Annotated in this window: 27 protein-coding genes; all 27 read right to left on the reverse strand. The window is 63.9% G+C overall.

Annotation, left to right across the window (positions count from 1 at the left end):
- Positions 1 to 6: 6 nt before the first annotated feature.
- Positions 7 to 759 carry a biotin--[acetyl-CoA-carboxylase] ligase gene (locus tag B6V76_RS05060; RefSeq protein ID WP_276206129.1) on the reverse strand — a complete coding sequence of 251 codons (753 nt, stop codon included), beginning with the start codon at positions 757 to 759 and terminating at the stop codon, positions 7 to 9.
- Complete coding sequence (gene nuoN / locus B6V76_RS05065) at positions 749 to 2,188, reverse strand: NADH-quinone oxidoreductase subunit NuoN (protein WP_075774488.1); 1,440 nt, start codon at positions 2,186 to 2,188, stop codon at positions 749 to 751. Before nuoN ends, B6V76_RS05060 begins: the two co-directional genes overlap by 11 nt.
- Before the next feature lie 11 nt (positions 2,189 to 2,199).
- A complete protein-coding gene (locus B6V76_RS05070) occupies positions 2,200 to 3,738 on the reverse strand; it encodes an NADH-quinone oxidoreductase subunit M (protein WP_075774487.1) in 1,539 nt (512 codons plus the stop codon).
- Positions 3,738 to 5,939: an NADH-quinone oxidoreductase subunit L gene (nuoL, locus tag B6V76_RS05075; protein WP_088726813.1), complete on the reverse strand. Its 2,202-nt coding sequence runs from the start codon at positions 5,937 to 5,939 to the stop codon at positions 3,738 to 3,740. The genes B6V76_RS05070 and nuoL overlap by 1 nt, the downstream gene beginning before the upstream one ends.
- Before the next feature lie 6 nt (positions 5,940 to 5,945).
- Entirely contained in the window at positions 5,946 to 6,251 is a 306-nt protein-coding gene (gene nuoK, locus B6V76_RS05080; protein WP_075774485.1) for an NADH-quinone oxidoreductase subunit NuoK, read from the reverse strand.
- A gap of 49 nt (positions 6,252 to 6,300) precedes the next feature.
- Entirely contained in the window at positions 6,301 to 6,909 is a 609-nt protein-coding gene (locus B6V76_RS05085) for an NADH-quinone oxidoreductase subunit J (protein ID WP_075774484.1), read from the reverse strand.
- Positions 6,906 to 7,316, reverse strand: a complete 411-nt coding sequence (locus tag B6V76_RS05090; protein ID WP_075774483.1) for a carboxymuconolactone decarboxylase family protein — start codon at positions 7,314 to 7,316, stop codon at positions 6,906 to 6,908. The genes B6V76_RS05085 and B6V76_RS05090 overlap by 4 nt, the downstream gene beginning before the upstream one ends.
- Positions 7,313 to 7,804 (reverse strand): NADH-quinone oxidoreductase subunit NuoI, encoded by a 492-nt coding sequence (gene nuoI, locus B6V76_RS05095; RefSeq protein WP_075774482.1) that lies wholly within the window; start codon positions 7,802 to 7,804, stop codon positions 7,313 to 7,315. The genes B6V76_RS05090 and nuoI overlap by 4 nt, the downstream gene beginning before the upstream one ends.
- A gap of 3 nt (positions 7,805 to 7,807) precedes the next feature.
- Positions 7,808 to 8,845 carry an NADH-quinone oxidoreductase subunit NuoH gene (gene nuoH / locus B6V76_RS05100; protein ID WP_075774481.1) on the reverse strand — a complete coding sequence of 346 codons (1,038 nt, stop codon included), beginning with the start codon at positions 8,843 to 8,845 and terminating at the stop codon, positions 7,808 to 7,810.
- A 15-nt stretch (positions 8,846 to 8,860) separates the two neighbouring features.
- Complete coding sequence (locus B6V76_RS05105) at positions 8,861 to 9,271, reverse strand: hypothetical protein (RefSeq protein ID WP_075774729.1); 411 nt, start codon at positions 9,269 to 9,271, stop codon at positions 8,861 to 8,863.
- A gap of 14 nt (positions 9,272 to 9,285) precedes the next feature.
- Positions 9,286 to 11,319: an NADH-quinone oxidoreductase subunit NuoG gene (gene nuoG, locus B6V76_RS05110; protein ID WP_088726814.1), complete on the reverse strand. Its 2,034-nt coding sequence runs from the start codon at positions 11,317 to 11,319 to the stop codon at positions 9,286 to 9,288.
- A gap of 52 nt (positions 11,320 to 11,371) precedes the next feature.
- Complete coding sequence (locus B6V76_RS05115; protein ID WP_088726815.1) at positions 11,372 to 11,710, reverse strand: hypothetical protein; 339 nt, start codon at positions 11,708 to 11,710, stop codon at positions 11,372 to 11,374.
- Positions 11,701 to 12,078, reverse strand: a complete 378-nt coding sequence (locus B6V76_RS05120) for a hypothetical protein (protein ID WP_141104878.1) — start codon at positions 12,076 to 12,078, stop codon at positions 11,701 to 11,703. The genes B6V76_RS05115 and B6V76_RS05120 overlap by 10 nt, the downstream gene beginning before the upstream one ends.
- Before the next feature lie 5 nt (positions 12,079 to 12,083).
- Positions 12,084 to 13,379, reverse strand: a complete 1,296-nt coding sequence (gene nuoF / locus B6V76_RS05125) for an NADH-quinone oxidoreductase subunit NuoF (protein ID WP_075774477.1) — start codon at positions 13,377 to 13,379, stop codon at positions 12,084 to 12,086.
- 10 nt (positions 13,380 to 13,389) lie between these two features.
- Positions 13,390 to 13,605: a DUF5337 family protein gene (locus tag B6V76_RS05130; RefSeq protein ID WP_075774476.1), complete on the reverse strand. Its 216-nt coding sequence runs from the start codon at positions 13,603 to 13,605 to the stop codon at positions 13,390 to 13,392.
- A gap of 10 nt (positions 13,606 to 13,615) precedes the next feature.
- Positions 13,616 to 14,527: a hypothetical protein gene (locus B6V76_RS05135; RefSeq protein ID WP_088726817.1), complete on the reverse strand. Its 912-nt coding sequence runs from the start codon at positions 14,525 to 14,527 to the stop codon at positions 13,616 to 13,618.
- Positions 14,528 to 14,577: 50 nt separating this feature from the next.
- Positions 14,578 to 15,813, reverse strand: a complete 1,236-nt coding sequence (locus tag B6V76_RS05140; protein WP_088726818.1) for an NADH-quinone oxidoreductase subunit E — start codon at positions 15,811 to 15,813, stop codon at positions 14,578 to 14,580.
- A complete protein-coding gene (locus B6V76_RS05145) occupies positions 15,813 to 17,057 on the reverse strand; it encodes an NADH-quinone oxidoreductase subunit D (protein ID WP_075774473.1) in 1,245 nt (414 codons plus the stop codon). The genes B6V76_RS05140 and B6V76_RS05145 overlap by 1 nt, the downstream gene beginning before the upstream one ends.
- Positions 17,054 to 17,665 carry an NADH-quinone oxidoreductase subunit C gene (locus tag B6V76_RS05150; RefSeq protein ID WP_088726819.1) on the reverse strand — a complete coding sequence of 204 codons (612 nt, stop codon included), beginning with the start codon at positions 17,663 to 17,665 and terminating at the stop codon, positions 17,054 to 17,056. The genes B6V76_RS05145 and B6V76_RS05150 overlap by 4 nt, the downstream gene beginning before the upstream one ends.
- Positions 17,666 to 17,677: 12 nt before the next feature.
- Positions 17,678 to 18,202: an NADH-quinone oxidoreductase subunit B gene (locus B6V76_RS05155; RefSeq protein WP_075774728.1), complete on the reverse strand. Its 525-nt coding sequence runs from the start codon at positions 18,200 to 18,202 to the stop codon at positions 17,678 to 17,680.
- On the reverse strand, positions 18,202 to 18,567 hold the full coding sequence (locus B6V76_RS05160; protein WP_075774471.1) for an NADH-quinone oxidoreductase subunit A: 366 nt from the start codon (positions 18,565 to 18,567) through the stop codon (positions 18,202 to 18,204). Before B6V76_RS05160 ends, B6V76_RS05155 begins: the two co-directional genes overlap by 1 nt.
- A 297-nt stretch (positions 18,568 to 18,864) precedes the next feature.
- On the reverse strand, positions 18,865 to 19,647 hold the full coding sequence (locus tag B6V76_RS05165) for a crotonase/enoyl-CoA hydratase family protein (RefSeq protein ID WP_088726820.1): 783 nt from the start codon (positions 19,645 to 19,647) through the stop codon (positions 18,865 to 18,867).
- Positions 19,640 to 20,503: a hydroxymethylglutaryl-CoA lyase gene (locus B6V76_RS05170; protein ID WP_088726821.1), complete on the reverse strand. Its 864-nt coding sequence runs from the start codon at positions 20,501 to 20,503 to the stop codon at positions 19,640 to 19,642. Before B6V76_RS05170 ends, B6V76_RS05165 begins: the two co-directional genes overlap by 8 nt.
- A complete protein-coding gene (locus tag B6V76_RS05175) occupies positions 20,496 to 21,164 on the reverse strand; it encodes a glutathione S-transferase family protein (protein WP_088726822.1) in 669 nt (222 codons plus the stop codon). Before B6V76_RS05175 ends, B6V76_RS05170 begins: the two co-directional genes overlap by 8 nt.
- Positions 21,161 to 23,077, reverse strand: coding sequence for an acetyl/propionyl/methylcrotonyl-CoA carboxylase subunit alpha (locus tag B6V76_RS05180; protein WP_088726823.1), 1,917 nt, complete (start codon positions 23,075 to 23,077; stop codon positions 21,161 to 21,163). The genes B6V76_RS05175 and B6V76_RS05180 overlap by 4 nt, the downstream gene beginning before the upstream one ends.
- Before the next feature lie 130 nt (positions 23,078 to 23,207).
- Complete coding sequence (locus B6V76_RS05185) at positions 23,208 to 24,812, reverse strand: carboxyl transferase domain-containing protein (RefSeq protein ID WP_088718906.1); 1,605 nt, start codon at positions 24,810 to 24,812, stop codon at positions 23,208 to 23,210.
- On the reverse strand, positions 24,809 to 25,273 hold the full coding sequence (locus B6V76_RS05190) for a lysozyme inhibitor LprI family protein (protein WP_166504543.1): 465 nt from the start codon (positions 25,271 to 25,273) through the stop codon (positions 24,809 to 24,811). Before B6V76_RS05190 ends, B6V76_RS05185 begins: the two co-directional genes overlap by 4 nt.
- Between the last annotated feature and the right edge of the window lie 5 nt (positions 25,274 to 25,278).

A 25,278-nucleotide genomic window follows, 5' to 3' on the forward strand; every position in this document is an offset into this window, starting at 1 on the left:
TTCCGCTCAGAAAAAGATATCCGCCGCCGAGATGGCACGGCGGCCCTCGGGCGTCGTCAGGATCAGCGCGCCGGTCTGGTCAATCGTCTCGAAGGTGCCGCGATAGGTTTCGCCGCCGACGCGTGCGGTGATTTCTTCGCCCAGACGCGCCGCCCGCGCGAGCCACGCATTGCGGATCGCGTCGAAGCCGTAATCGCGGAACTGTCGATCATAATGATCGAAGGCCCGCGCCAGCATCGGCAGGAAGTCGACCGGAGCGATCTGCATCCCGGTCTCGCCCAGCAGGCTGACCGGCGCCATCGCCTCGGGCTCGATCTCGGACCGCTCGGGGGCCACTGCGAGGTTCACGCCGATGCCAATCGCGATTGTCTCTGCGCCCTGCAGGCTCTCGAGCAGGATGCCCGCGACTTTGCCGCCGTTCAGCAGCACGTCATTGGGCCATTTGATGGTCAGCCGCGCATGCGGTCCCGCGACATGCGCGAGCGCGGCCTCCAACGCGAGTGCCGCGACGAAGGAATAGAGCGCGGCATGAGCCAGCCCGCCTTCGGGCCGCATCACCAGAGTCCCCGATAAATTGCCGGATGGCGCGCGCCACGCCCGCCCGCGCCTGCCGCGCGCGGCAGTCTGCTCATGCGCGAAGATCCAGGCTGAACCGGAGAGGCCCGGCGCTAGCCGGGCCGCTTCATCCATGGTGCTATCGACCGAGGGCAGGACGTGTCGCGCCACGCCCTCGGGCCAGTCATCGCGCTCAGTTGACAAGAGCCGCCGCCGCAGCCTGGGCCGCGCCCTCGATGCCGAAGAGGTTGAAGATGCCGATCAGCATCGCCAGCGCCGAAACCACCAGAAGGCCCCACTGGATCGCGGGCATCCGATTGTCGAGCGGATCCGTCTCCTTGCCGAAATACATGTAAAACACGATCCGCAGGTAGTAGAAGGCCGCCACGACCGAGGCGATCACGCCGAGCAGCACGAGCCAGATATAGCCCGCATGCAGCGCCGCTTCGAGCACCGCGAACTTGGCGAAGAAGCCCAGCATCGGCGGCACACCGGCGAGCGAGAACAGCAGCACCAGCATCGCCAACGCCTTGACCGGGGCCTGACGGGCGTATTGATTGAGCGCCTTGAGTTCGGTCACCGGCTGGCCGTCACGCTCCATCGAAAGCATGAAGGCGAAGACGCCGACATTCATCGTCACGTAGATCGCCATGTAGGTCAGCATCGACTGCACACCCTCGACCGTGCCCGCCGAGAGGCCCAGCAACACGTAGCCCATATGGGTGATCGAGGAATAGGCCATCAGGCGCTTGATGTTCGACTGACCGATCGCCGCGACCGAGCCCCAGACCATCGACAGGCCCGCGAGCAGCGCGAGGATCTGGCCCCACTCCGCCGGCACCTGGCCGAAGGCGTCGAAGACGAGACGGGCGATCAGCGCCATCGCGGCGATCTTCGGCGCCGTTGCGAAGAAGGCGGTGACCGGCGTGGGCGAGCCCTCGTAGACGTCGGGCGTCCACATGTGGAACGGCACTGCCGAGACCTTGAAGGCGAGACCGGCGATCAGGAAGACCATGCCGAACAGTAGGCCGATCGGCAGGTGACCGGCTTGCACGACCCCGATTATGCCCGCGAATTGCGTGGTGCCCGCGAAGCCGTAGGTCAGCGAAGCGCCGTAGAGCAGGATGCCCGAGGACAGCGCGCCAAGGACGAAATACTTCAGACCCGCTTCCGAGCTCTTCTCGCTCTCGCGGCGCAGCGCGGCCACGATGTAGAGCGCGAGCGATTGCAGCTCAAGCCCCATGTAGAGCGACATGAGGTTGCCCGCCGAAACCATCATCATCATGCCGATGACGGCCAGCGTCGCGAGGATCGGGTATTCGAAGCGCAGCAGGCCGCGGCGCTGCATGTAATCGGTGCCCATCGCGAGCACCAGCGCGGCCGCGATCAGGATCATCACCTTGGTGAAGCGCGAGAACGCGTCGTCGATGAAGAGGCCGCCGAAGGCCTCATGCGAGCCCACCTCGGCCAGGCCGATCCAGGCCGCGATCACCAGCATGACGCCGGAGGTGATCCACAGCAGCGTCGGCGCAAGCTTGTCCTTGCCGAACCACACACCCGCGAGCAGGGCCACCATCGCGTAGACGGCGAGCAAAAACTCCGGAAGGACGATCGAGAAATCCGCAGAAGTCATCCCTCAGCTCCTCAGTGTTCGACCAGGTCGGACAGATACGTGTCCGGCAAGGCATCATGATAGTTCTGGACGAGTTGTGTCACCGACGGCCCGATGATGTTGGTCACCAGATCGGGGTAGACGCCAAGGATCAGGGTCATCGCCACCAGCGGCGCGAAGATCCACTTCTCGCGCGTGGTGAGATCGGTGATCGAGCGCAGGCTCTCCTTGATCAGGTCGCCGAAGACGACCCGGCGATAGAGCCAGAGCGCGTAGGCGGCCGAGAGGATCACGCCGGAGGTCGCGAACATCGCGGCCCAGGTGTTGACCTGGAACGTCCCGGCGAGCGTCAGGAATTCCCCGACGAAGTTACCGGTACCCGGCAGCCCCACATTGGCCATGGTGAAGAACATGAAGATCGTCGCATAGGCCGGCATCCGCTTGACGAGGCCGCCATAGGCGTCGATCTCGCGGGTGTGCATTCGTTCGTAGATGACGCCGACCAGAAGGAACAGCGCGCCCGAGACGAAGCCGTGCGAGACGACGAGGAAGATCCCGCCCTCGATGCCCTGCTGCGTCCCCGAGAAGATCCCGAGAAGCACATAGGCCATGTGCGCGACCGAGCTATACGCGATGACGCGTTTGATATCGGTCTGCACCAGCGCCACCAGCGAGGTCCAGATGATCGCGATCACCGCGAGCCACATCGCCCAGGGGCCCACGACGATGTTGCCCACCGGGAACATCGGCAGCGAGAAGCGCAGGAAGCCGTAATCAGCCAGTTTCAGCAGGATCGCGGCCAGCACGACCGAACCGGCCGTCGGGGCCTGAACGTGCGCTGCGGGAAGCCAGGTATGCACCGGCCAGAGCGGCATCTTGATCGCGAAGGAGATGAAGAAGCCGATCCACAGCAGCGTTTGCACCCCGCCGGGGATCGATATCCCCAGAACATCCACCGGTGTGTATGGGAACTCGTAGACGAGTAGCCCCGGCATGTCCGTCGTTCCGGTGTGGAAGTAGATGTAGATGATCGACACCAGCATGAAGACCGAGCCGAAGAAGGTATAGAGGAAGAACTTGAACGCGGCGTAGACGCGCTGCTTGCCCCCCCAGATGCCGATGATCAGGAACATCGGGATCAGGCCTGCTTCGAAGAACAGGTAGAACAGCACCAGATCGAGCGTGACGAAGGTGCCCACCATCAGCGTCTCGAGGACGAGGAAGGCGATCATGTATTCCTTCACGCGGTCGGTGACGTTCCAGCTGCCGATGATCACCAGCGGCATCATGAACGTGGTCAGCATCACGAAGAGGATCGACAGCCCGTCGACACCCACGCGATACTGAAAGCCCATGATCCAGGAGTATTTCTCCATGAACTGGAAGCCGGTGTTGGACGGGTCGAACCCGGCCAGCAGGAACAGCGAGATCAGGAAAGTGACCGAAGTCGCGGTCAGCGCCACCCATTTCGCGTTGCGGTCAGCCTCGGGCGAGCCGCCACGCAGAACCAGCGCGAGGATCAGCGCCGCCACGGCGGGCGTGAAGATGACGATGGAAAGAAGGTGTTGCATCAGTTCGCCCCCCCGTTGAGGACGACCCAGAGCATGAGACCGACGATCCCGATCACCATGGCGAAGGCGTAGTGGAACAGATAGCCCGATTGCATCCTGTTAAGGAACCTCGTGAATGTCGGGACGATGCCAACGGCCATACCGTCGATGACCCGGTCAATCGAGCCCTCGTCCCCTTTCTTCCAGAATTGATAGCCGAACCAGAGCGCCGGGCGCATGAAGATACGCTCGTACAGCTCGTCGAAATACCACTTGTTGAGCAGGAAGCTGTAGAGCCCGGGTTGGGCTTCAGCCATCCGCCGCGGCAGGCTCACATCCTTGATGTAGAACATCCAGGCGACAAGCAGCCCGGCCAGCATCGCCACAAAGGGCGAGACCTTGACCCAGGCCGGCGCGTGGTGCGCCTTGTCGATCACCTCGTTCTCCTGCCCCATGTAGATGGAGCCCTGAGGTGCGACACTCGGATACTCGATGACCGCGGTCGAGGCGCCGACGCTCGGCGAGGTCTTGGCCTCGTCCATCAGCTCGGCCTCGGCCTGCTGTTCGGACATGTTCGGATCCGGCACCGGCGGCGTTTCACCCTGCCCTGCGGCATGGCTTGCCTCGCCCGACTGCGCGGCTTCGCCACTCGTCGCGTGCCCGGCATCCGCCGTCTGCTCGGCATGCGCGGGAAGGCCGAAGAACTTCACCAGCTTCGCGTGATCGCCGAAGAAGACGTTGTACCAGATCATGCCGGCGAAGATCGCGCCGAAGGACAGTACGACCAGCGGCACCGTCATGACCCACGGGCTCTCCTTCGCGTGATCATGCGCATGATGATCGCCGCGCGGCTTGCCGAAGAAGGTCATGAAGATCAGGCGCCACGAATAGAAGGACGTGAAGGCCGCCGCGATGACCAGAAGCCAGAAGGCATAGCCAGCACCCGAGCCGCCCCAGACGCTCTCAATGATCGCGTCTTTCGACAGGAAGCCTGCGAAACCGATATGGGTGAAGGGAACGCCGACACCGGTGATCGCCAGCGTGCCGAAGATCATCGCCCAGAAGGTCAGCGGCACCTTTTTGCGAAGGCCACCGTAGTTGCGCATGTCCTGCTCGTGGTGCATCGCGGTGATCACCGAGCCCGCCGAAAGGAACAGCAGCGCCTTGAAGAAGGCGTGGGTCAGCAGGTGGAACATCGCCACCGAATAGACGCCGACGCCCGCGGCCGCGAACATGTAGCCCAGCTGCGAACAGGTCGAATAGGCGATAACGCGCTTGATGTCGTTCTGCACCAGACCCACGGTCGCTGCGAAGAAGGCGGTCGAGGCGCCGATGACGACGATGAAGGTCTGCGTATGCGGCGCGTATTCGTAGACCGGCGACATCCGGCAGACGAGGAACACACCCGCGGTCACCATGGTCGCGGCGTGGATCAGCGCCGACACCGGCGTCGGGCCTTCCATCGCGTCCGGCAACCATGTGTGCAGGAAGAGCTGCGCCGATTTGCCCATCGCACCGATGAACAGAAGGAAGGCACAGAGCTCGACCGCGTTCCAGTTCCCCCAGAGGAAGTCCAGGCTCGTTTCGGACAAGGCCGGGGCCGCAGAGAAGACGTCGTCCATCTTCAGCGAACCGGTCATGTAGAACAGACCGAACAGCCCGAGCAGGAAGCCGAAATCGCCGATACGGTTCATGATGAAGGCTTTCATCGCCGCCGCATTGGCCGAAGGCTTCTTGTAGTAGAAGCCGATCAGCAGATACGAGGCGAGACCCACGCCTTCCCAGCCGAAGAACATCTGCAGCAGGTTGTCCGAGGTCACCAGCATCAACATGGTGAAGGTGAAGAAGGACAGGTAGGCGAAGAAGCGCGCCTTGTAATTCTCGCCCTTCCCTTCGTCGAAATTCTCGTCATGGGCCATGTAGCCCCACGAGTAGAGATGCACGAGCGAGGAGACCGTCGTCACCACGATCAGCATGATCGCGGTCAGCCGGTCCATCCGGATCGCCCATGCGACGTCGAGGTCGCCCGAGGTGATCCAGTTCATGACATGGATGTGCTGCGTCTGATCGCCCAGCGTGAGAAAGACGATCCAGCTGAGCGCGGCGGCGAGGAACAGAAGGCCCGTGGTCAGGACCATCGCGCCCTTTTCGCCGATCACCCGCCAGCCGAAGCCACCAAGGATCGCACCGACCAGCGGCGCAAAGAGAATGATCGTTTCCATCGTCCCTTATCCCTTCATCACGTTGACGTCTTCGACCTCGATCGAGCCGCGGTTGCGGAAGAAGACCACGAGGATCGCAAGGCCGATCGCGGCCTCGGCTGCCGCAACGGTCAGCACGAAGAGAGTGAAGATCTGTCCGACGAGGTCATCCAGATAGGCCGCGAAGGCCACCAGGTTGATATTCACCGCCAACAGCATGAGTTCGATCGACATCATGATGACGATCACGTTCTTGCGGTTCACGAAGATCCCGAAAATGCCGATCACGAACAGCGCGGCAGCCACGCCAAGGTAATGTTCCAATCCGATCATGCGTTCACCCTCGTTTCCGAACTCGCGTTTTTCGCTTGCTTTTGTTCGCTCACAGCCCCTGCCCCGGTTTGACGTCCACCATTTCCATCGTCTTGGACGGATCGCGATGCATCTGCGCGATGACGTTCTGGCGCTTGACGTTGGTGCGATGGCGCAGCGTCAGCAGGATCGCCCCGATCATCGCGACCAGCAGGATCAGGCCCGCCGTCTGGAAGAGGTAGAGGTATTTGTCATAGACGAGCAGACCGATCGCCTGCGCGTTGGTCATGCCCTCGGGCACCGGATCGGCACGGAGGTTTTCCGCCATGCCGGAGGTCTGCCACGCCCCGAAGGCGATGCCCAGCTGCACCAGCATGATGACCGCGATCAGAAGACCCAGCGGCATGTAGCGCGCCAACTCTCCCTTGAGCGCGGCGAAATCGATGTCGAGCATCATCACCACGAAGAGGAAGAGCACCGCAACCGCGCCGACATAGACGATGATCAGCAGCATTGCGACGAATTCCGAGCCCAGAAGCACGAAAAGTCCCGCCGCCGACAGGAAGGTCAGGATCAGCCAGAGCACCGAGTGGACCGGGTTCTTGGAAATCACCACCATGAAGCCCGCGACCAACGCCGTAATGGCGAAAAGGTAGAAGGCGAAAGCAAACACCGTCATTCGTTCTCTCCCGAATTCTCGTCGAAGACCGATTGCGCGATCTCGAGCGCGCGGGTCATGGCGGGCACCCCGCCGAACATGCTCATCTGAAAGATCACCTCGGCGATCTCGCGTTGCGTGGCCCCGGCCTCGAGCGCGTGGCGGATCGTCAGGCGCAGCTGCGAGTCCGCCTGCGCGCCCAGCACCGTGAGCGCCGCAATCGTCACCAGAAGCCGGGTCCGGCTGTCGAGACCTTCACGGTTGAAGGTCTTGCCGAACCACATCTCCATCATGTCCTTGGACATGGTGGGGAAGAGCTTCTCCATCGCAGCCGGGTTGAAACTTTCCAGCGCCGGATTGAACAGCCGGGCCATCTCGGCCGACTGCTCCATCATCGTGCTGAAGAGTTTCGAAAAATCGTCGGTCATCTGTAAGGCGCATCCAGTTCGAGGTTGCGTGCGATCTCGGCTTCCCAACGGGCCCCGTTCTCGAGGAGCTTCTGCTTGTCGTAGAACAGCTCCTCGCGGGTCTCGGTCGAGAATTCGAAATTCGGACCTTCGACGATCGCATCGACCGGGCAGGCTTCCTGACAGAAGCCGCAATAGATGCATTTCGTCATGTCGATATCATAGCGCGTCGTGCGGCGCGAACCGTCGGCGCGGGGTTCCGCGTCGATCGTGATCGCCTGCGCCGGGCAGATCGCCTCGCACAGTTTGCACGCGATGCAGCGCTCTTCCCCGTTGGGGTAGCGGCGCAGGGCGTGCTCGCCGCGGAAGCGCGGCGAAAGCGGACCCTTCTCGTGGGGGTAGTTCAGCGTGGGTTTCGGCGCGAAGAAATAGCGCATCCCCAGACCGAAGCCTTTGATGAAGTCCACCAGCAGGAAATACTTGGCAGCGCGGTTATAGTCGAAAGCCATCTATCAGCTCCCCATCGCCCAGCGGGCCCAGAAGTGCCCGAAAATTTCGAATTTCGCGAGGAAGGCGATGATCACCACCCAGGCCAGCGACAGCGGCAGGAAGACTTTCCAGCCAATCCGCATAAGCTGGTCGTAGCGGTAGCGCGGCACGATCGCCTTCACCATCGCGAACATGAAGAAGAAGAACACCATCTTGGCGAACATCCACAGCACCCCGTCGGGCAGCCCCGGGATCGGGGACAGCCAGCCGCCGAAGAACAGGATCGACATCAGCGCGCACATCAGCCAGATCGCGATATATTCGCCGGCCATGAACAGCAGATACGGGGTCGAGCTGTATTCAACCATGAAGCCCGCGACGAGTTCGGATTCCGCTTCCGGAAGGTCGAAGGGCGGGCGATTGGTTTCGGCCAGCGCCGAAATGAAGAACAGCGCCACCATCGGCAGGTGCGGCAGCCAGTACCAGCCCAACAGGCCCCAGCCGGTATCCTGCGCGCGCACGATGTTCGACAGGTTGAGCGAGCCGGTCGAGATCACGACGCCGATGATGATCAGGCCGATCGAGACTTCGTAGGAGATCATCTGCGCCGCGGAACGCAGCGAACCGAGGAACGGGTATTTCGAGTTCGACGCCCAGCCGCCCATGATCACGCCATACACCTCGAGCGAGGAAGCCGCGAAGACGAACAGAAGTGCGACGTTGATATCGGCGAGCACCCAACCGTCGGCAAACGGGATCACCGTGAAGGTCAGCAGCGCCAGCACGAAGCTCAGGATCGGGGCGAGGAAATAGACGAACTTGTCGGCGCCCGCCGGCACGACGATTTCCTTGACCACGTATTTCAGCGCATCCGCGAAGGTCTGCATCAGGCCCCACGGCCCGACGACGTTCGGCCCGCGACGCATCTGCACGGCAGCCCAGATCTTGCGGTCGCCATAGACCAGCCAGATCATCGAAAGCATCACGAAGGCGATAACCGCCAAGCTCTGCAGCACGATCAGCAGGAAGATCCCGAAAGGTGTCGTGAAGAATTCAGCCATGATGTCCCACTCTCTTCATACGGTCGGAATGCCGCGATCCTTGCAATCGGCGACGGTCACTTCCGCGTCGATCGTCTTGAGTCCCTGCGGCAAGGCGGGCGAGATGGTGTAGACCGCATCTGCCCGCCAGATGCCACCCTCTTCAGTCACATTCGTGCGCACATGGCGCGCAAATCCATAGCCACGCACCAGCGCGTATTGCGCGGCTGCACATTGGGCATAATCGGTCGCCGCTTTCTCGCTGGCGCCCTCGCCCGAGACGCGCGCGCGGATCTCCACCAGATCGCTGTCGAGGAGCCGCGTTTCGGTGCCCCGATAGACCGGCTTGACCGCGCTATCCCCCTGCGCCCCGCCGGTCGGCGTGCACGCCGCCAGCCCGGCCAGAAGGCCGGGAGCGAGCGGTGCGATATTGGGCAGGGTCTGCATCATCCGTCTCAATCTCACTCGGCGGCCACCGGCGCTTCGGCCCGCGCTTTCGCGAGGCTGGCGCATTCGCCCATTACCACAGAGGCCCGTGCGATCGGATTGGTCAGGTAGAATTCGCGGATCGGGAGGCGGAAGGTGGCCTTGCCCATGTCGCGCGGCTCGATCGCCTGCACTTCGTTCTCCACGACCTGATCGACCTGCGCCAGATGCGGCACCGCCTCGACCATTGCGCGGCGCAGACCTGCAAGCGTGTCCCAGGGCTGCTTGGCGTCCAGCTCAGCCGAAAGCGCGCGCAGGATCGCCCAGTTCTCTTTCGCCTCGCCCGGCGGGAAGGCCGCGCGGAAGGCAAGCTGCGGACGGCCTTCGGTGTTCACGAAGAGGCCGTTTTCTTCCGTGTAGGCCGCGCCCGGCAGGATAACGTCGGCGCGGTTGGCCCCGCGGTCGCCGTGGCTGCCCTGATAGATCACGAAGGGACCGCCCTCGGCGCGCGGGGTGATCTCCACCTCGTCGGCGCCCATGTTGTAGATGACTTCTGCGCCGTCGATGGCCTTGAGCAGACCGCCCTCGGTCACTGCGCCCACATCCATCGCCCCGACACGGGCCGCAGCAGTATGCAGCACCATGAACTTGGCGTTGGAATTCTCGGCCAGCTTCATCGCATGGGCCAGAACCGCCTCGCCATCGGCTTCATTCAGAGCGCCCTGCCCGATGATGACGACCGTGTTCTTGGCCTTCGTCTCATCCGAGATCGTCTTGGAGGACAGCTCGGCCAGCGCGGCGCGGTCGGTGCCGACATGCTCATAGTCATAGGTCAGGTCGCAGGCTTCACCGACGAGACCGACGTTCGCGCCCTTGGCCCAGGCCTTGCGGATGCGGGCGTTCAGAACGGGTGCTTCCACGGCCGGGTTCGCGCCGATGATCTGCACCATCTCGGCGTTGTCGAGATCCGCGATTGTCGCGTTGCCCACATAGCCGTAGCGGTTGCCGATCGGCAGGCGCGCGCCATCGGTGCGGCATTCGACTTTGCCGCCCAGCCCCTCGATCAGCTGCTTGAGCGAGAAGGCTGCCTCGGTCGAGACGAGATCGCCGACGAGACCAGCGACTTTCTTGCCCTTCATCGCTTCGGCGGCGGCGCTCAGCGCCTCGCCCCAGCTTGCGGGCTTCAGCTTGCCGTCGACGCGGACGTAAGGCCGGTCGAGACGCTGGCGGCGCAGGCCGTCCCAGACGAAGCGGGTCTTGTCGGAGATCCACTCCTCGTTCACGTCGTCATTGTTGCGCGGCAGGATGCGCATCACTTCGCGTCCCTTGGTATCGACGCGGATGTTGGAGCCCACGGCGTCCATCACGTCGACGGTCTCGGTCTTGGTCAGTTCCCACGGACGCGCGGTGAAGGCGTAGGGCTTCGAGACCAGCGCGCCCACCGGGCACAGGTCGATGATGTTGCCCTGCATGTTGGAGTCGAGCGTCATGTTCAGGTAGTTCGCGATCTCCGCATCCTCGCCCCGGCCGGTCTGGCCCATCTGGGTGATGCCCGCGACTTCGGTGGTGAAGCGCACGCATCGGGTGCAGGAGATGCAGCGCGTCATGTGCGTCTCGACCAGCGGGCCGAGGTTCAGCTCGGTCGCGGCGCGCTTGGGCTCACGGTAACGGCTGAAGTCCACCCCGTAAGCCATTGCCTGGTCTTGCAAATCGCATTCGCCGCCCTGGTCGCAGATCGGGCAGTCGAGCGGGTGGTTGATGAGCAGGAACTCCATCACCCCCTCGCGGGCCTTCTTGACCATCGGCGAATTCGTCTTGATCACCGGCGGCGCGCCTTCCGGCCCCGGGCGCATGTCGCGCACCTGCATCGCGCAGGAGGCGGCGGGCTTCGGCGGGCCGCCCACGACTTCCACAAGGCACATCCGGCAGTTGCCTGCGATAGACAGACGCTCGTGGTAGCAGAACCGCGGGATCTCGATCCCCGCCTGTTCGCACGCCTGGATCAGCGTGAGGTTCGGATCGACCTCGACCTCGTTCCCGTCGATGATGATCTTTCTCAGGTCAGCCATGGCTATCCGTCTCGTCTCTTCGGGCGCGAGGTTGCCCCCGCGCGGGTTTATTTCACGCCGCGTTGCCGCAGCCCATCGGGAAGACCCAAGCGCCATCCCGGTAAGTATCATTGATCGACGAGGCCACAGCCCCGCCGCAGATGGCGTTCGCGGCCCGCTTGGCCTCGGCGCCCTCGTAGTTCGCAAAGGGCGCGGCCTGCCGCATCACGACCAGCGCGCCGCTCGCATCATAAGCCGCCGTGTAGCCCCCGAGTGCCGCCAGACGGTGCGGACCTTTGGGGGCCTCGTTACCGCCCGGAGTGCCCATGCAGCCGCCAAGCGCCAGCGCGCAGCCCGATATGATCGCAGCCCGCACCATGCCGCCCTGTGCCGTGGTAGGGTTCAGTTCCATCTGAGAACCTCCGCGACGGTGCTGCGCCGCAATCCGCCCTGATCCCACAAGATATGCGCGTGATCGTCCTGATTGATCTGGATCGCAACGAGCGAGGGATTACCCGGCGGAAGCAGCGCCCCGGTCGCGACCTCGAAAGAGCGGCCGTCCGGCTGGGCGCAGCGGAACACCACGTCTCCGGTATCGCCCTTGATCGTGTATTCGATCTCGCGCCCGGTCCGCAGCGAGACCTTGCCGGTGGTGTTGAACACCTGGCACGCCGTCCCCTTCGGGAAGAACCCGAAATCGACCGTCAGCTTCTCCGGCTCGGCGGCGGCACCGCCGGCGAGCGAAAGAAGGGTCAAACTGGCAAGGGACAGGCGTTTCACGATACTCACTCCGCAGCCATCGCGCCCATGCGGCCCGTCTTGCGGGCCTTGATGCGGTCTTCGATCTCTTCGCGGAAGTGACGGATCAGGCCCTGTATCGGCCAGGCGGCCGCGTCGCCGAGCGCGCAGATCGTGTGGCCTTCGACCTGTTTCGTCACATCGAACAGCATGTCGATCTCTTCGATTTCGGCCTCGCCGCGCACGAGGCGATCCATCACGCGCATCATCCAGCCGGTGCCTTCGCGGCAGGGCGTACACTGGCCGCAGCTCTCGTGCTTGAAGAACTTGGACAGGCGCCAGACCGCTTTGATCACGTCGGTGTTCTGATCCATGACGATCATGCAGGCGGTGCCGAAGCTGGATTTCAGCTCGCGCATGCCGTCATAGTCCATGATCGCGTCTTCGCATTGCTCGGCGGGCAGGATCGGACAGGACGCGCCGCCCGGGATCACCGCCTTGAGGTTCTTCCAGCCGCCACGGACGCCGCCGCCATGCTTCTCGATCAGTTCCTTCATCGAGATCGACATGGTCTCTTCGATGACGCAGGGCGTGTTGACGTGGCCCGACATTGCAAACAGCTTCACGCCGGTGTTGTTCGGACGACCGAAGGAGGCATACCACTCCGCGCCGCGACGCAGGATGGTCGGGACAACGGCGATGGATTCCACGTTGTTCACCGTGGTCGGGCAACCGTAGAGGCCCGCGCCTGCCGGGAAAGGCGGCTTCATCCGGGGCATACCCTTCTTGCCTTCGAGGCTCTCCAGCAGCGCCGTTTCCTCGCCGCAGATATAAGCGCCCGCGCCGTGCGACAGGTAGACGTCGTAATCATAGCCGGAGCCGCAGGCGTTCTTTCCGATGAGCCCGTCTTCATAGGCCTCGTCGATCGCGCGCTGCAGCGCCTCTTTCTCGCGGACATATTCGCCGCGGATGTAGATATAGGCCGCCGCGGCGCCCATCGCGAAACCGGCGATCAGCGCGCCTTCGACCAGCGTATGCGGATCGTGGCGCATGATTTCGCGGTCCTTGCAGGTCGCGGGCTCGGATTCGTCGGCATTGATCGCGAGGAAGGCGGGACGCCCATCGCTTTCCTTCGGCATGAAGGACCACTTGAGACCTGTCGGGAAGCCTGCCCCACCGCGCCCGCGCAGGCCGGAGGCCTTCACTTGCTCGATGATCCAATCCTTGCCTTTCGACAGGATCTCGCCAGTGCCGTCCCAATGCCCGCGCATCTTCGCGCCCTGCAGAGAGCGGTCATGCATCCCGTAGAGATTGGTGAAGATCCGGTCTTGATCCTTCAGCATATCGCTTCCCTCACTTGCCGGCTTTCCGGCGCCAGATGCGCCAGACGAGTGCCAGCGCGTAGATATAGGCGGCTATTGCCGCGAGATCGCCGATCAGCGCGACCTGCGCCGACCAGCCCTGTTGTTTTCCGATCCATTGCAGGAGGAGCCAGAGGATCGTGGCGACGGCGATGATAAGGGCGGCCCTACGCCCCAACGCCCTGTCGTGCTCGTCGATCTGGCTCATTCACCCCCGCTCAGTAATCGTTCGTCTTCGCCCGTTCGAGGAACGCATCCATGCCTTCCTCGACGATGATTTTCGCCTGGCTGACCCACTTGTCGCGGGTGCAGCGGCCCTTGAAACGCGGCACGTTCTGGTCCGCATAGGCAATCTCTTCGGGGCCCCATTTCGCGATCTGGTCGAAATGGTAAATGCCCCAGCCGTTCAGCGTCTCTTCAAGCTTCGGCCCGACGCCTTCGATCTTCTTGAGATCGTCGGCCCCAGCCTTGCGCGGCTGCTTGAGCCCGCGCGGCTTCTTGCCGGCGCCTTCGGCGGCCTCGGGTTGGCCCCCGGCACCGGCAGAGGACGTGTCCGCGACCTGCGCCGACATCGCGGAGAGCGGGGTCGCATCCTCGCTCTCGGGCTCCGGCGCGTCCGCTTTCGGCTCAGCTTCGGCCTCTGCCGCAGCCTCTTCCGCTGCAGGCTCAGCTTTCGGCTCTTCCGCCTCGGCTTCGTCCGTCGCGGGCTTGGTTGTCGGGCCGGGCTCGGGCTTGTCGGCCTCGGGCGTGGCCGCCTCGTCTTTCGGCGCGACCGCGTCGGCGCGCTCCACCTCGCGCTCGGCTACGGGCGTCGGAGACGCCGCCGCCGCCTGCGCCTGTGCGGCAACGCCTTCGGGAGACGACGCGTTGAAGCTCTCAACGGGGCTTTCGGGGATCTCGGAGCCCTCGTCCGAGGCCCCGGTGCCGTCCGCCTCGCCTTGAACCCCATGCTCGGAGCAGAACGCCCAGATCAGGAAGGCGCCGAACAGCAGGAAGGTCATCAGGCCAAGGAAGAGCGCCACGAAGAAGGGCTCATGCGCCACAACCATCAGGAAAACGGTGACCACGATCCCCGTAAAGCCTGCCCAGATACCTGCCTTGCCGCGGCACCCCTGTGTCTGATCACCCATTCCCGTCTCTCCATTCACGCCGCCTAACGGCGGTCTCTACCCTGTTGCGCTTACTCGTAAATGCCATCTTTCTTTGCGCGGGACGAGAATTCGGTCTCTGCCCCGCTGGCCAGTTTCTCTGCCTGACCTTTCCAGTCGTCGCGGCTCGCGCGACCCTTGAACCCTTCGAGATTTGCGTCAACCCATGCGAGTTCCGCATCGGACCAGGCCGCGATCTGGTCGAAGTGATAGATGCCCATCGAATGCAAGAGCGTCTCCAGCTTCGGCCCGACGCCCTTGATCATCTTCAGATCATCTGCCCCGCCGTCGCGCGGCGCATCGAGAAGCTTGGGCTGTTCACCCTTGGACACGGCGGTGTCGGCCTTCGCATCGGCTTCGGTGCCCACGGGCTCGCGCTTCGAGCGCGGAACGGACTTCGAGGTGGCGGGCGCCTCGGCCTCGGTCACGCCGGTCTTGTCCGCGGGCGTGCCCTTGGCAGGCTTGGCCTCGGTCTTCTTGGCCGCCTTGCGGGCCTCGTCCTGTTGCGCGGCGGAGCGCGGACGCTCCAGCCCCATCGTGCCGATCGGACCGCGCTGGCCGGAGCTTTGCCACGGCGCTTCCAGCGGCACCTCGGTGCCGTCGATGCGCTTGATGGTGTCGCCGATCGCGAGCGCACGGGCGACGGAATAGTTGTAGTCTTCCTTGTCACCCTTGGTCTCGGTGAGCGCGGTCAGACCCGACGCGGGCTCCGACGAGAAGCGACCGGTCTGCGAGCCGGGCTTCGGCACGGTGCCGTTGCCCATCTCGTCGATCAGCTTCGCGAGGCTCTCCTCGGTCAGATCTTCGTAGTAATCCTTGCCGACCTGCATCATCGGGGCGTTCGCGCAGGCGCCGAGGCATTCGACCTCTTCCCACGAGAACTTGCCGTCTTCCGAGAGCTGGAACGGCTCGGGGGCGATCTTCTCCTTGCAGACCTTCATCAGGTCTTCCGCTCCGCAGATCATGCACGACGTGGTGCCGCAGATCTGCAGGTGTGCGACCGAGCCGACCGGGGCCAGCTGGAACATGAAGTAGAAGGTCGCGACCTCGAGCGCCCGCATATAGGGCATGTCGAGCATCTCGGCCACGTATTCGATTGCCGGACGGCTCAGCCAGCCTTCCTGTTCCTGCGCGCGGAACAGCAGCGGGATGATCGCCGAGGCCTGACGGCCGACCGGGAACTTGGTCATCTGAGCCTTGGCCCATGCGAGGTTCTCGGGCGTGAACTCGAAACTATCGGGTTGTTCCGGGTAAAGACGGCGAAGCATTAGCGGTCAACCTCCCCGAACACGATATCCATCGTGCCGATGATTGCAGACACGTCGGCGAGCATGTGCCCCTTGGCGACGTGATCCATGGATTGCAGATGCAGGTAACCCGGAGCGCGGATCTTCGCGCGATACGGCTTGTTCGTGCCGTCGGCCACCAGATAGACGCCGAACTCGCCCTTCGGCGCTTCGACGGCGGCATAAACCTCGCCCGCGGGGACGTGGAAGCCTTCGGTATAAAGCTTGAAGTGGTGGATCAGCGCTTCCATCGAACGCTTCATCTCCGACCGCTTCGGGGGCGTCACCTTGCCGCGAGCAAGCACGTCGCCCTGATTTTCCGGCATCCGCAGTTTCTCGATCGCCTGCAGGACAATCTTGGTCGACTCGCGCATCTCGGCCATCCGGCAGAGGTAGCGGTCGTAGCAGTCGCCGTTCTTGCCGATCGGAATCTGGAAGTCGAACTCGTCATAGCATTCGTAGGGCTGCGCACGACGCAGATCCCATGCAAGGCCGGAGCCGCGCACCATCACGCCGGAATAGCCCCATTGCTGGATTTCTTCCTCGGAGATAACGCAGATATCGACGTTGCGCTGCTTGAAGATGCGGTTCTCGGTCAGCAGCCCCTCGATGTCGTCGAGCACTTTCGGGAAGTGATGCGCCCATTCCTCGATATCGTCGAGCAGCTTCGGCGGCAGATCCTGGTGCACGCCGCCGGGCCGGAAATAGGCCGAGTGCAGACGCGCGCCGCATGCCCGCTCGTAGAAGACCATCAGCTTCTCGCGCTCTTCGAAGCCCCAGAGCGGCGGCGTCAGCGCGCCGACATCCATCGCCTGCGTCGTCACGTTCAGCAGGTGGTTCAGGATGCGCCCGATTTCGGAATAGAGCACGCGGATCAGCGAGCCGCGACGCGGCACTTCCACGCCGGTCAGCTTCTCGATCGCCAAGCACCACGCATGTTCCTGGTTCATCGGCGCAACGTAGTCGAGCCGGTTGAAGTAAGGCAGGTTCTGCAGGTAGGTGCGGCTTTCCATCAGCTTCTCGGTGCCACGGTGCAGCAAGCCGATATGCGGGTCGGCGCGTTCCACCACCTCGCCGTCCAGCTCCAGCACCATGCGCAGCACACCGTGGGCGGCCGGGTGTTGGGGACCGAAGTTGATGTTGAAGTTGCGGATGCGTTGCTCGTCGGTCAGCGTGTCCTTCGAGCCGTCATCATAGACATTGTTGCGGATATCGCCGTCCATCATTTCGCCTCCTCGCCCTTCTCGTCACCGGGAAGGATGTATTTGGCCCCTTCCCATGGCGAGAGGAAATCGAACTGCCGGTATTCCTGCGTCAGTTTCACCGGCTCATAGACGACGCGCTTGAGCACTTCGTCGTAACGCACTTCGACATAGCCCGTCGTCGGGAAATCCTTGCGCAGCGGATGGCCGCGGAACCCGTAATCGGTCAGCAGACGGCGCAGGTCCGGGTGGCCCGAGAACAGGATGCCGAACATGTCGAAGATCTCGCGCTCGAACCAATCGGCACAGGGGTGCAGCTTGGTGATCGAGGGCACCATGTCCTCTTCGCGGATCGCGGTTTTCACACGGATGCGCTGGTTGCGATACATCGAAAGGTAATGCCAGACGACATCGAAACGCTGCGGACGCTCGGGCCAGTCGATAGCCGTGATGTCCACGAGGTTCGTGAAGCGGCAATTCGGATCGTCGCGCAGGAACTCGGTGAAGGCGGGAACCGATTGGGTGGTGATCGTAACCGTCAGCTCGTCGAAGGCGATCTCGGTCGAGACCACGTCATCGGGGCGCTTCAGCTCGATATGGCCGGCCAGTTCGCGAAGGGCAGTATCGTCCATCTCTCGCTCTCCTCAGCGCACCAGCGTGCCGGTGCGGCGGATTTTGCGTTGCAGCTGAAGGATGCCGTAAAGCAGCGCCTCCGCCGTGGGCGGGCAGCCCGGAACGTAGATATCGACCGGCACGACGCGATCGCAGCCGCGCACCACCGAATAGCTGTAGTGATAATACCCACCGCCATTCGCGCAGGAGCCCATCGAGATCACGTAGCGCGGCTCGGGCATCTGGTCGTAGACCTTGCGCAGAGCGGGCGCCATCTTGTTGGTCAGGGTGCCGGCGACAATCATCAGGTCGGACTGGCGCGGCGAGGCGCGCGGCGCGGTGCCGAACCGCTCGAGGTCGTAGCGCGGCATCGAGACCTGCATCATTTCGACGGCGCAGCAGGCAAGGCCGAAGGTCATCCAATGCAGCGAGCCGTTGCGCGCCCAGTTGATGATGTCTTCCGTTGAGGTCAGCAGGAAGCCTTTGTCCTGCAGCTCCTTGTTCAGCGTCTGCGTCGCAACTTCGCGATCCGCACCTGCGGTATTGGCAGAGGTCATCACGCCCATTCCAGCGCCCCTTTCTTCCACTCATATGCGAATCCTACGGTGAGAACCGCGAGGAAGACCATCATTGACCAGAAACCGACCATGGAAATCTGGCCGAAGGCCACCGCCCAGGGGAACAGGAAGGCCACTTCGAGGTCGAAGATGATGAAGAGGATGGAAACGAGGTAGAAACGAACGTCGAACTTCATCCGGGCATCGTCGAAGGCGTTGAAACCGCATTCATAGGCCGACACCTTCTCGGGGTCGGGATTGCGGACCGCCACCACCGCCGCTGCGAGCATGAGCACAAGGCCCAACACGATCGCCATGGCGAGAAAGATGAGGATGGGAAGATATTCGCGCAGCATGTCATGCATGGGCTTGGCTCCCTAACATCGCGACGACTTGTCGCGCAGGTTCTGGCTAGGCGAGCAATAGCCTTGCGCCCCATTGGGGTCAACCGAGAGCAGGCCGGAAAATCATGCAAATGCGGGCCGCGGGTGCTTTTTGCATACGAAGGTATGCGAAATCTGCGAGCTTGCAGAGCCGCTCAGAGCCTGCCCGCGTTGGACTGCGCCGCTTTTGTCGCGACGCAGTCTTTTGACAAACTTAATCAGAGTTTGAATTTTCGGAATATTTGCCTTGCGCGTGGTGGGGCGCTTCTTAAGGCCGCCTTAAGCTTTCCATGCCGGATCGCGCTTCTCGAAAAACGCGGTGATTCCTTCATCCGACTCGGCGGATTCCCAGCGAGTCACCAGCGCCTCGATCGTCATGTCGATCACGCTCTCGTCGATCCGCGGCCCCAGCGACCGGACGAGCGCCTTCGCCTCTGCCACCGCACCCGGTGCGCAGGCGAGATAGGGCTCGGCCTCGGCCATCACGGCCCGCTCCAGCATCTCGGGCAGGACAACCTTGGCCAGCAACCCCAGATCACGCGCCTCGGCGGCCTCGAAGAGTCGCGCGGACATGAAAACGCGGCGCGCCCGCGCCTCGCCCATGCGCGCGACCACGTAAGGAGAGATCGTCGCGGGCGTCAGACCCAACCGCGTCTCGGTCAGGCCGAATTTCGCACCCTCGACGCCGATGGCCACGTCACAGACCGACATCATGCCGATCCCGCCGCCGAACGCATTGCCCTGCACCGCGCCGATCACCGGTTTCGGGCACGTGTTGAGCGCCTGCAGCATCCCCGCGAGCTTGCGCGCTGCCGCCGCGCGCTCTTTCGCGCCCGCCGCGATCTGGCTCTGCATCCATTTCAGATCCCCGCCCGCGCAAAAGCTGCGGCCTTCGGCGGCGAGGATAACCACGCGCACGGCGTCATCGGTGCCAAGCCGGCCGATGGCCGCGGTGATCTCTTCCATCATCTGCTCGGAGAGCGCGTTATGCTTCTCCGAACGCGCCAGCGTGAGACGCGCGATGCCACGCGCATCGGTCTCGGTCTTGATCGTGTCAAACATCGCCCTGCCCTTTCATTTTCTTCGCCATCGCGGCGGCCTCAGCCAGAACGGCCGAATCCAGCCCGGTCTCGTAGCCTAAAGCCCCGAGTCGCGCCTGCACCGCCTCCGTCGCGACATTGCCCGCCGCGCCGGGCGCATAGGGGCATCCGCCCAAACCGCCGACGCAGGCATCGAACACCCGCAGGCCCATCTTCAGCGAGGCTTCGATATTCTCCAGCGCCCGCCCGGAAGTGTCGTGAAAATGCCCGGCGAGCTTTTCCGCCGAAACTTCGTTCAGCACCGCGCGCAGCATGGCCGTCACGCTCTCGGGTGTGCCCTGCCCGATCGTGTCGCCGAGGCTGATCTCGTAGCAGCCCATGTCGCGCAGCTGCGCTGCGACGCGGGCGACGCTCTCCGGCGGCGTCTTTCCGTCGAAGGGACAATCGGTGACGACGGAGATGTAGCCACGGACTTTCACATTATCGGCTTTTGCGGCCTCCATGATCGGCAAGAACCGCTCCAGACTTTCACTGATCGAACAATTGAGGTTCGCGCGCGAGAAGCCCTCGGAGGCAGAGGCGAAGATCGCCACCTCATCGGCCCTGGCCGCTTTCGCTGCCTCATAACCTTTCATGTTCGGCGTCAGCGCGGCGTAGGAAACGCCCGGTCGGCGCGCGATCCCGGCGAAGACCTCTGCCGAGTCGGCCATTTGCGGCACCCATTTCGGGCTGACGAAAGACCCTACTTCGATCCGACGGAACCCGGCCCGGCTCAGGCAATCGACCAGCGCGATCTTGTCGGAAAGCGCGATCTGGCGCTTTTCGTTCTGCAGCCCGTCACGCGGGGCCATCTCGAAGATTTCGACACTCTCAGCCATGGGTTTGCTCCATCGGGGGCAGCTCGTAGAAATCCTGCGCATACATGCTCGCACCGCCCTTCTCGACCGCGCGCTGATAGGCAGGCCGCGCCTCGATCCGGTCGCGATAGGCGGAGATGTTCGGGAAGCCCTCGCGCGGCACGAAGCGGAACATCGCGTCGATATTGAACCCCATCATGCAATCGGCCGCCGAGAACGTCCCGATCATCCAATCGCGCCCGACCAGATGCGCCTCCAGCGCCTTCATCGTGACGCCAAGCCGCTTCGTCTCGAGCGCCATCATCGCGGGCGAGCGCGCCTCGGGCGGGCGCAGGAAGATGTGTTGAATGTTAAGGCTTTGCAGGATGTTGCCCTGCGTCTCCGCGAAATGCACCCATTCGAGGAAATCCGCGCGAGTGGGTTCGCCCGTGACCGGCGCGAGCCCAGCCTCGGGCCGCGTCTCGGTAAGGTATTCGACGATCGCGCCGCTCTCGAAGATCGAGCGCCCGTCGACCTCCAGCGCCGGGATGCGCCCCGCAGGCGAGAGTTCGCGAAACTCGGGACTGCGCAGCGAACCATCCGTGAGCGACCATGTCTGAAGCTCGTAGTCGAGCCCCATCTCTTCCAGCAGCCACAGCACCCGCATCGAACGCGCGCCGGGGATGTGATGCAGTCGGATCATGCCTCGTCCTCCAGCCGGATCAGCGCAGCGCCCGCTTCGACCTGTGCGCCTTCGGCGACCAGAACCTCGGCCACGACACCGTCGCGGGCTGCGCGCATCGTGTGTTCCATCTTCATCGCTTCCATGATCGCGAGCCGGTCGCCCGCCGCCACGGTGTCGCCGGCAGAGACGAAGACCGCCTTCACCAGCCCCGGCATCGGCGCCAGCGTCAGATCGGAGGCGTCGGCATCCGCGCCGCGCGCCAGCGGATCAGGAATGTCGAAACGATGCGCACCATGCAGGAAGATCGTGATCGTCCCGTCCGACTGCGCCATACGCGCGCCGGTCTTCGCGCCGTTCACCCGCCAGCCATCCTCGGCCAGATCGCACGCATGGGCCTCCTCGCCCAGCTCGACCGTGACTTGGCCCGGCCCGTGCACTCGGATCGCGGCCTCTTCCTCGAAAGGCACGGCGCGGCGCGGCGACTGCCAGAGGCTGAAGCCGCTCGCCTCGCCGTCCCAAAGCCCGGCAGCGGCGATCACGGCCAGCGCCTTCGCGGCAACCGGCGTCTCGGTCGGGGCGGCGAGCGCGTCGATCTCGCGCCCGATCAGCCCGGTATCGACCTCGCCCCGAGCGAAACCTTCGTGCCGCGCGAGCCGCGCGAGGAAGGCGAGGTTCGTCACCGTGCCCGCGACTTCCGTCTCTTCCAGCGCTCGCGCGAGTTGCCCCAGCGCGGTCGCCCGCGTCGGCCCATGGGTGATGACCTTCGCGATCATCGGGTCGTACCACGGGCTGATCGTGTCGCCCATACGCACCCCGGTATCAGCGCGACATCCATCGGCGAAACGCAGATGCGATAGCGTCCCCGTCGCGGGCAGGAAACCTGCAGGCACGTCTTCGGCATAAAGACGCGCCTCGAACGCATGGCCGGTGATCGTCAGATCGCCTTGCGCGCAGGGCAGCGGCTCGCCCGAGGCCACGCGCAATTGCCATTCGACCAGATCGACGCCGGTGATCGCCTCGGTCACGGGATGCTCGACCTGCAGACGAGTGTTCATCTCCATGAACCAGAACCGATCCGGGCGCAGACCGTCCGAGCCGTCCACGATGAACTCCACCGTGCCCGCGCCCTTGTAGCCGATGGCCTCGGCGGCGCGGGTGGCCGCCTGCCCCATCGCCTCGCGCATCTCGGGCGTCATGCCTGGCGCGGGGGCTTCCTCGATCACCTTCTGGTGGCGGCGCTGGAGCGAGCAGTCGCGCTCGAACAGATGCACCGCTTTATCACCATCGCCGAATACCTGCACCTCGATATGGCGCGGCGAGCCGATGAATTTCTCGATCAGCACGGCGGGATTGCCGAAGGCGGTCTGCGCCTCTCCCTGCGCGGAAGCCAGTGCATCCGCGAAGTCGGACGGCGCCTCGACCAACCGCATCCCCTTGCCGCCGCCGCCCGCGACCGCCTTGATCAGCACCGGGTAGCCGATCGTGTCAGCCGCGCCCGCGAGATGCTCGGGGTCCTGATTGTCGCCGTGATAGCCCGGCACGACAGGCACGCCCGCCTTTTCCATCAGCGCCTTGGCCGCGTCCTTGAGCCCCATCGCGCGGATCGCCTTGGCCGAGGGGCCGATGAAAACCAGCCCCGCCGCCTCGACGGCGTCGACGAAATCTGGGTTCTCCGAGAGGAACCCGTAGCCCGGATGGATCGCCTGCGCGCCGGTCTGTTTGGCGGCCTCGATGATCGCATCACCGCGCAGATAGCTGTCTTTGGGCGCGGGGCCGCCAATGGCCACCGCCTCATCGGCCATCGCCACATGGCGCGCCTCGCTGTCGGCCTCGGAATAGACGGCTACGGTCGCCACGCCCAGTTTGCGTGCAGTCTCGATCACGCGACAGGCGATCTCCCCGCGATTGGCGATCAGGATCTTGGAAAACATGTCGGTCTCCCCTTTGAGAGCGTCGGAGGGGGCGCTGCCCCCGCTCCTGCGGAGCCCCCCGGGATATTTCGGCCAAGTCGAAGATTTGCACTTCCTCTTGGTCCAAATATCCCCGCCGGAGGCATGAAAGTTACATCCGGAACAGGCCGAAGCGGGTCGGCTCGATCGGGGCGTTCAGCGCGGCGGAGAGCGAGAGCGCCAGCACGTCGCGCGATTTGCGCGGGTCGATGATGCCGTCGTCCCAAAGCCGCGCCGAGGCGTAGAGCGGGTGCGACTGGCGCTCGAACATCTCGATGGTGGGGCGCTTGAACTCGGCCTCTTCTTCGGCCGACCACTGGCCACCCTTGCGCTCGATCCCGTCGCGTTTGACGGTGGCGAGCACGCCCGCCGCCTGTTCGCCGCCCATCACGGAGATTCGCGAGTTGGGCCAGGTCCAGAGGAAGCGCGGGGAATAGGCGCGCCCCGCCATACCGTAATTGCCCGCCCCGAAGGAGCCGCCGACCAGCATGGTGATTTTCGGCACCGAGGTGGTGGCGACGGCGGTGACCATCTTCGCTCCGTGACGCGCGATGCCTTCGTTTTCATATTTCCGCCCGACCATGAAGCCGGTGATGTTTTGCAGGAAGACCAGCGGGATCGAGCGTTGCGAGCAGAGTTCGATGAAATGCGCGGCCTTCTGGGCGGCTTCCGAGAACAGCACGCCGTTATTCGCGACGATGCCGACGGGGCAGCCTTTGACATGGGCGAAGCCGGTGACGATCGTCTCGCCGAAGCGCGGCTTGAACTCGTCGAAGCGCGAGCCGTCCACCAGACGCGCGATGACTTCGCGGATATCATAGGGGGTGCGCAGGTCTGCCGGGACCACGCCGAGGATTTCCTCGGGATCGTAGACAGGCTCCTCGGGCGATTGCCAATTCACCGTCGAAGGTTTCGTGTAGTTGAGATTGCCGACCGCGCGGCGCGCCAGCGCTAGCGCATGGGCGTCGTCTTCGGCGAGATAATCGGCCACGCCCGAGAGCCGCGTATGCACATCGCCGCCGCCGAGGTCTTCGGCGGTGACCACCTCCCCCGTCGCCGCTTTCACCAGAGGCGGCCCGGCGAGGAAGATCGTGCCCTGCTCCTTCACGATGATCGTCACATCAGACATCGCGGGCACATAGGCACCGCCTGCCGTGCAGGACCCCATCACCACGGCGATCTGAGCAATGCCCTTCGCGGACATCCGCGCCTGATTGTAGAAGATGCGCCCGAAATGGTCGCGATCGGGGAAGACCTCGTCCTGATTGGGCAGGTTCGCGCCGCCCGAGTCGACGAGGTAGATGCAGGGGAGATGGTTTTCCTCGGCGATCTCCTGTGCGCGCAGGTGCTTCTTCACCGTCAGCGGGTAATAGGTGCCGCCCTTCACGGTGGCGTCGTTGGCGACCACCATGACTTCCTGGCCCTGCACCCGGCCGATCCCGGCGATCACGCCCGCACAGGGAGCCGCGTTGCCATACATGTCATGCGCCGCCGTCGCGCCGATTTCCAGAAACGGCGAGCCGGGATCCAAGAGCCCCGCCACCCGTTCGCGCGGCGCCATCTTGCCGCGCGACAGGTGCCGCTCCAGCGCGGCGGGACCACCGCCTGCCGCCGCCTGTGCGGCAGCCTCTTCGATCTGCGACAGCGCGTCGAGATGCGCCTTGCGATTGGCCTGAAAGTCCTCCGACGAGGTCAGGGCCTGCGATACCAGTTTCATTCCATCCTCCCCAAATCGCGCAGTTCCAGCGCGCGTTGCGCCGTACGCTCGAGGTAGCATTGCGACGCCACGACCGTGCGGATCGTGCCGTCCTTCCAAATCTCGTAGAGCAGCCCGCAATCGGCGTCGCGATACTGCCCCCACGCGCTTTGCGCATCGAGCAGCATGTTGGCGAGATCGGTGCCCCCCTGCTCCAGCAGACGGGCGCGCGCCGCCTTGTATTGCGCCTTCGCGATATCGTCCCAGACCTGCGCCTCGCCCTGAAGACACGCCGAAATACCCAGAGTCGTATCGCCGCCCGGCTCATCCTGACAGGCTGCAGCCGCCTCGCCGATACAGCCGGGATGGGTGTCCTTCGCCCCGTCGAAACAGGCGCGCACCGCGTTCGGGTCAACGCTCGGTTCCTGCGCCAAGGCGGGGGACGCGAGCATCAGGCCGCCCAGCAACCATGCCAATTTCATCGCGC

It is taken from the genome of Thioclava sp. IC9 (genome assembly GCF_002213225.1).
Classification (GTDB): Bacteria; Pseudomonadota; Alphaproteobacteria; order Rhodobacterales; family Rhodobacteraceae; genus Thioclava; species Thioclava nitratireducens.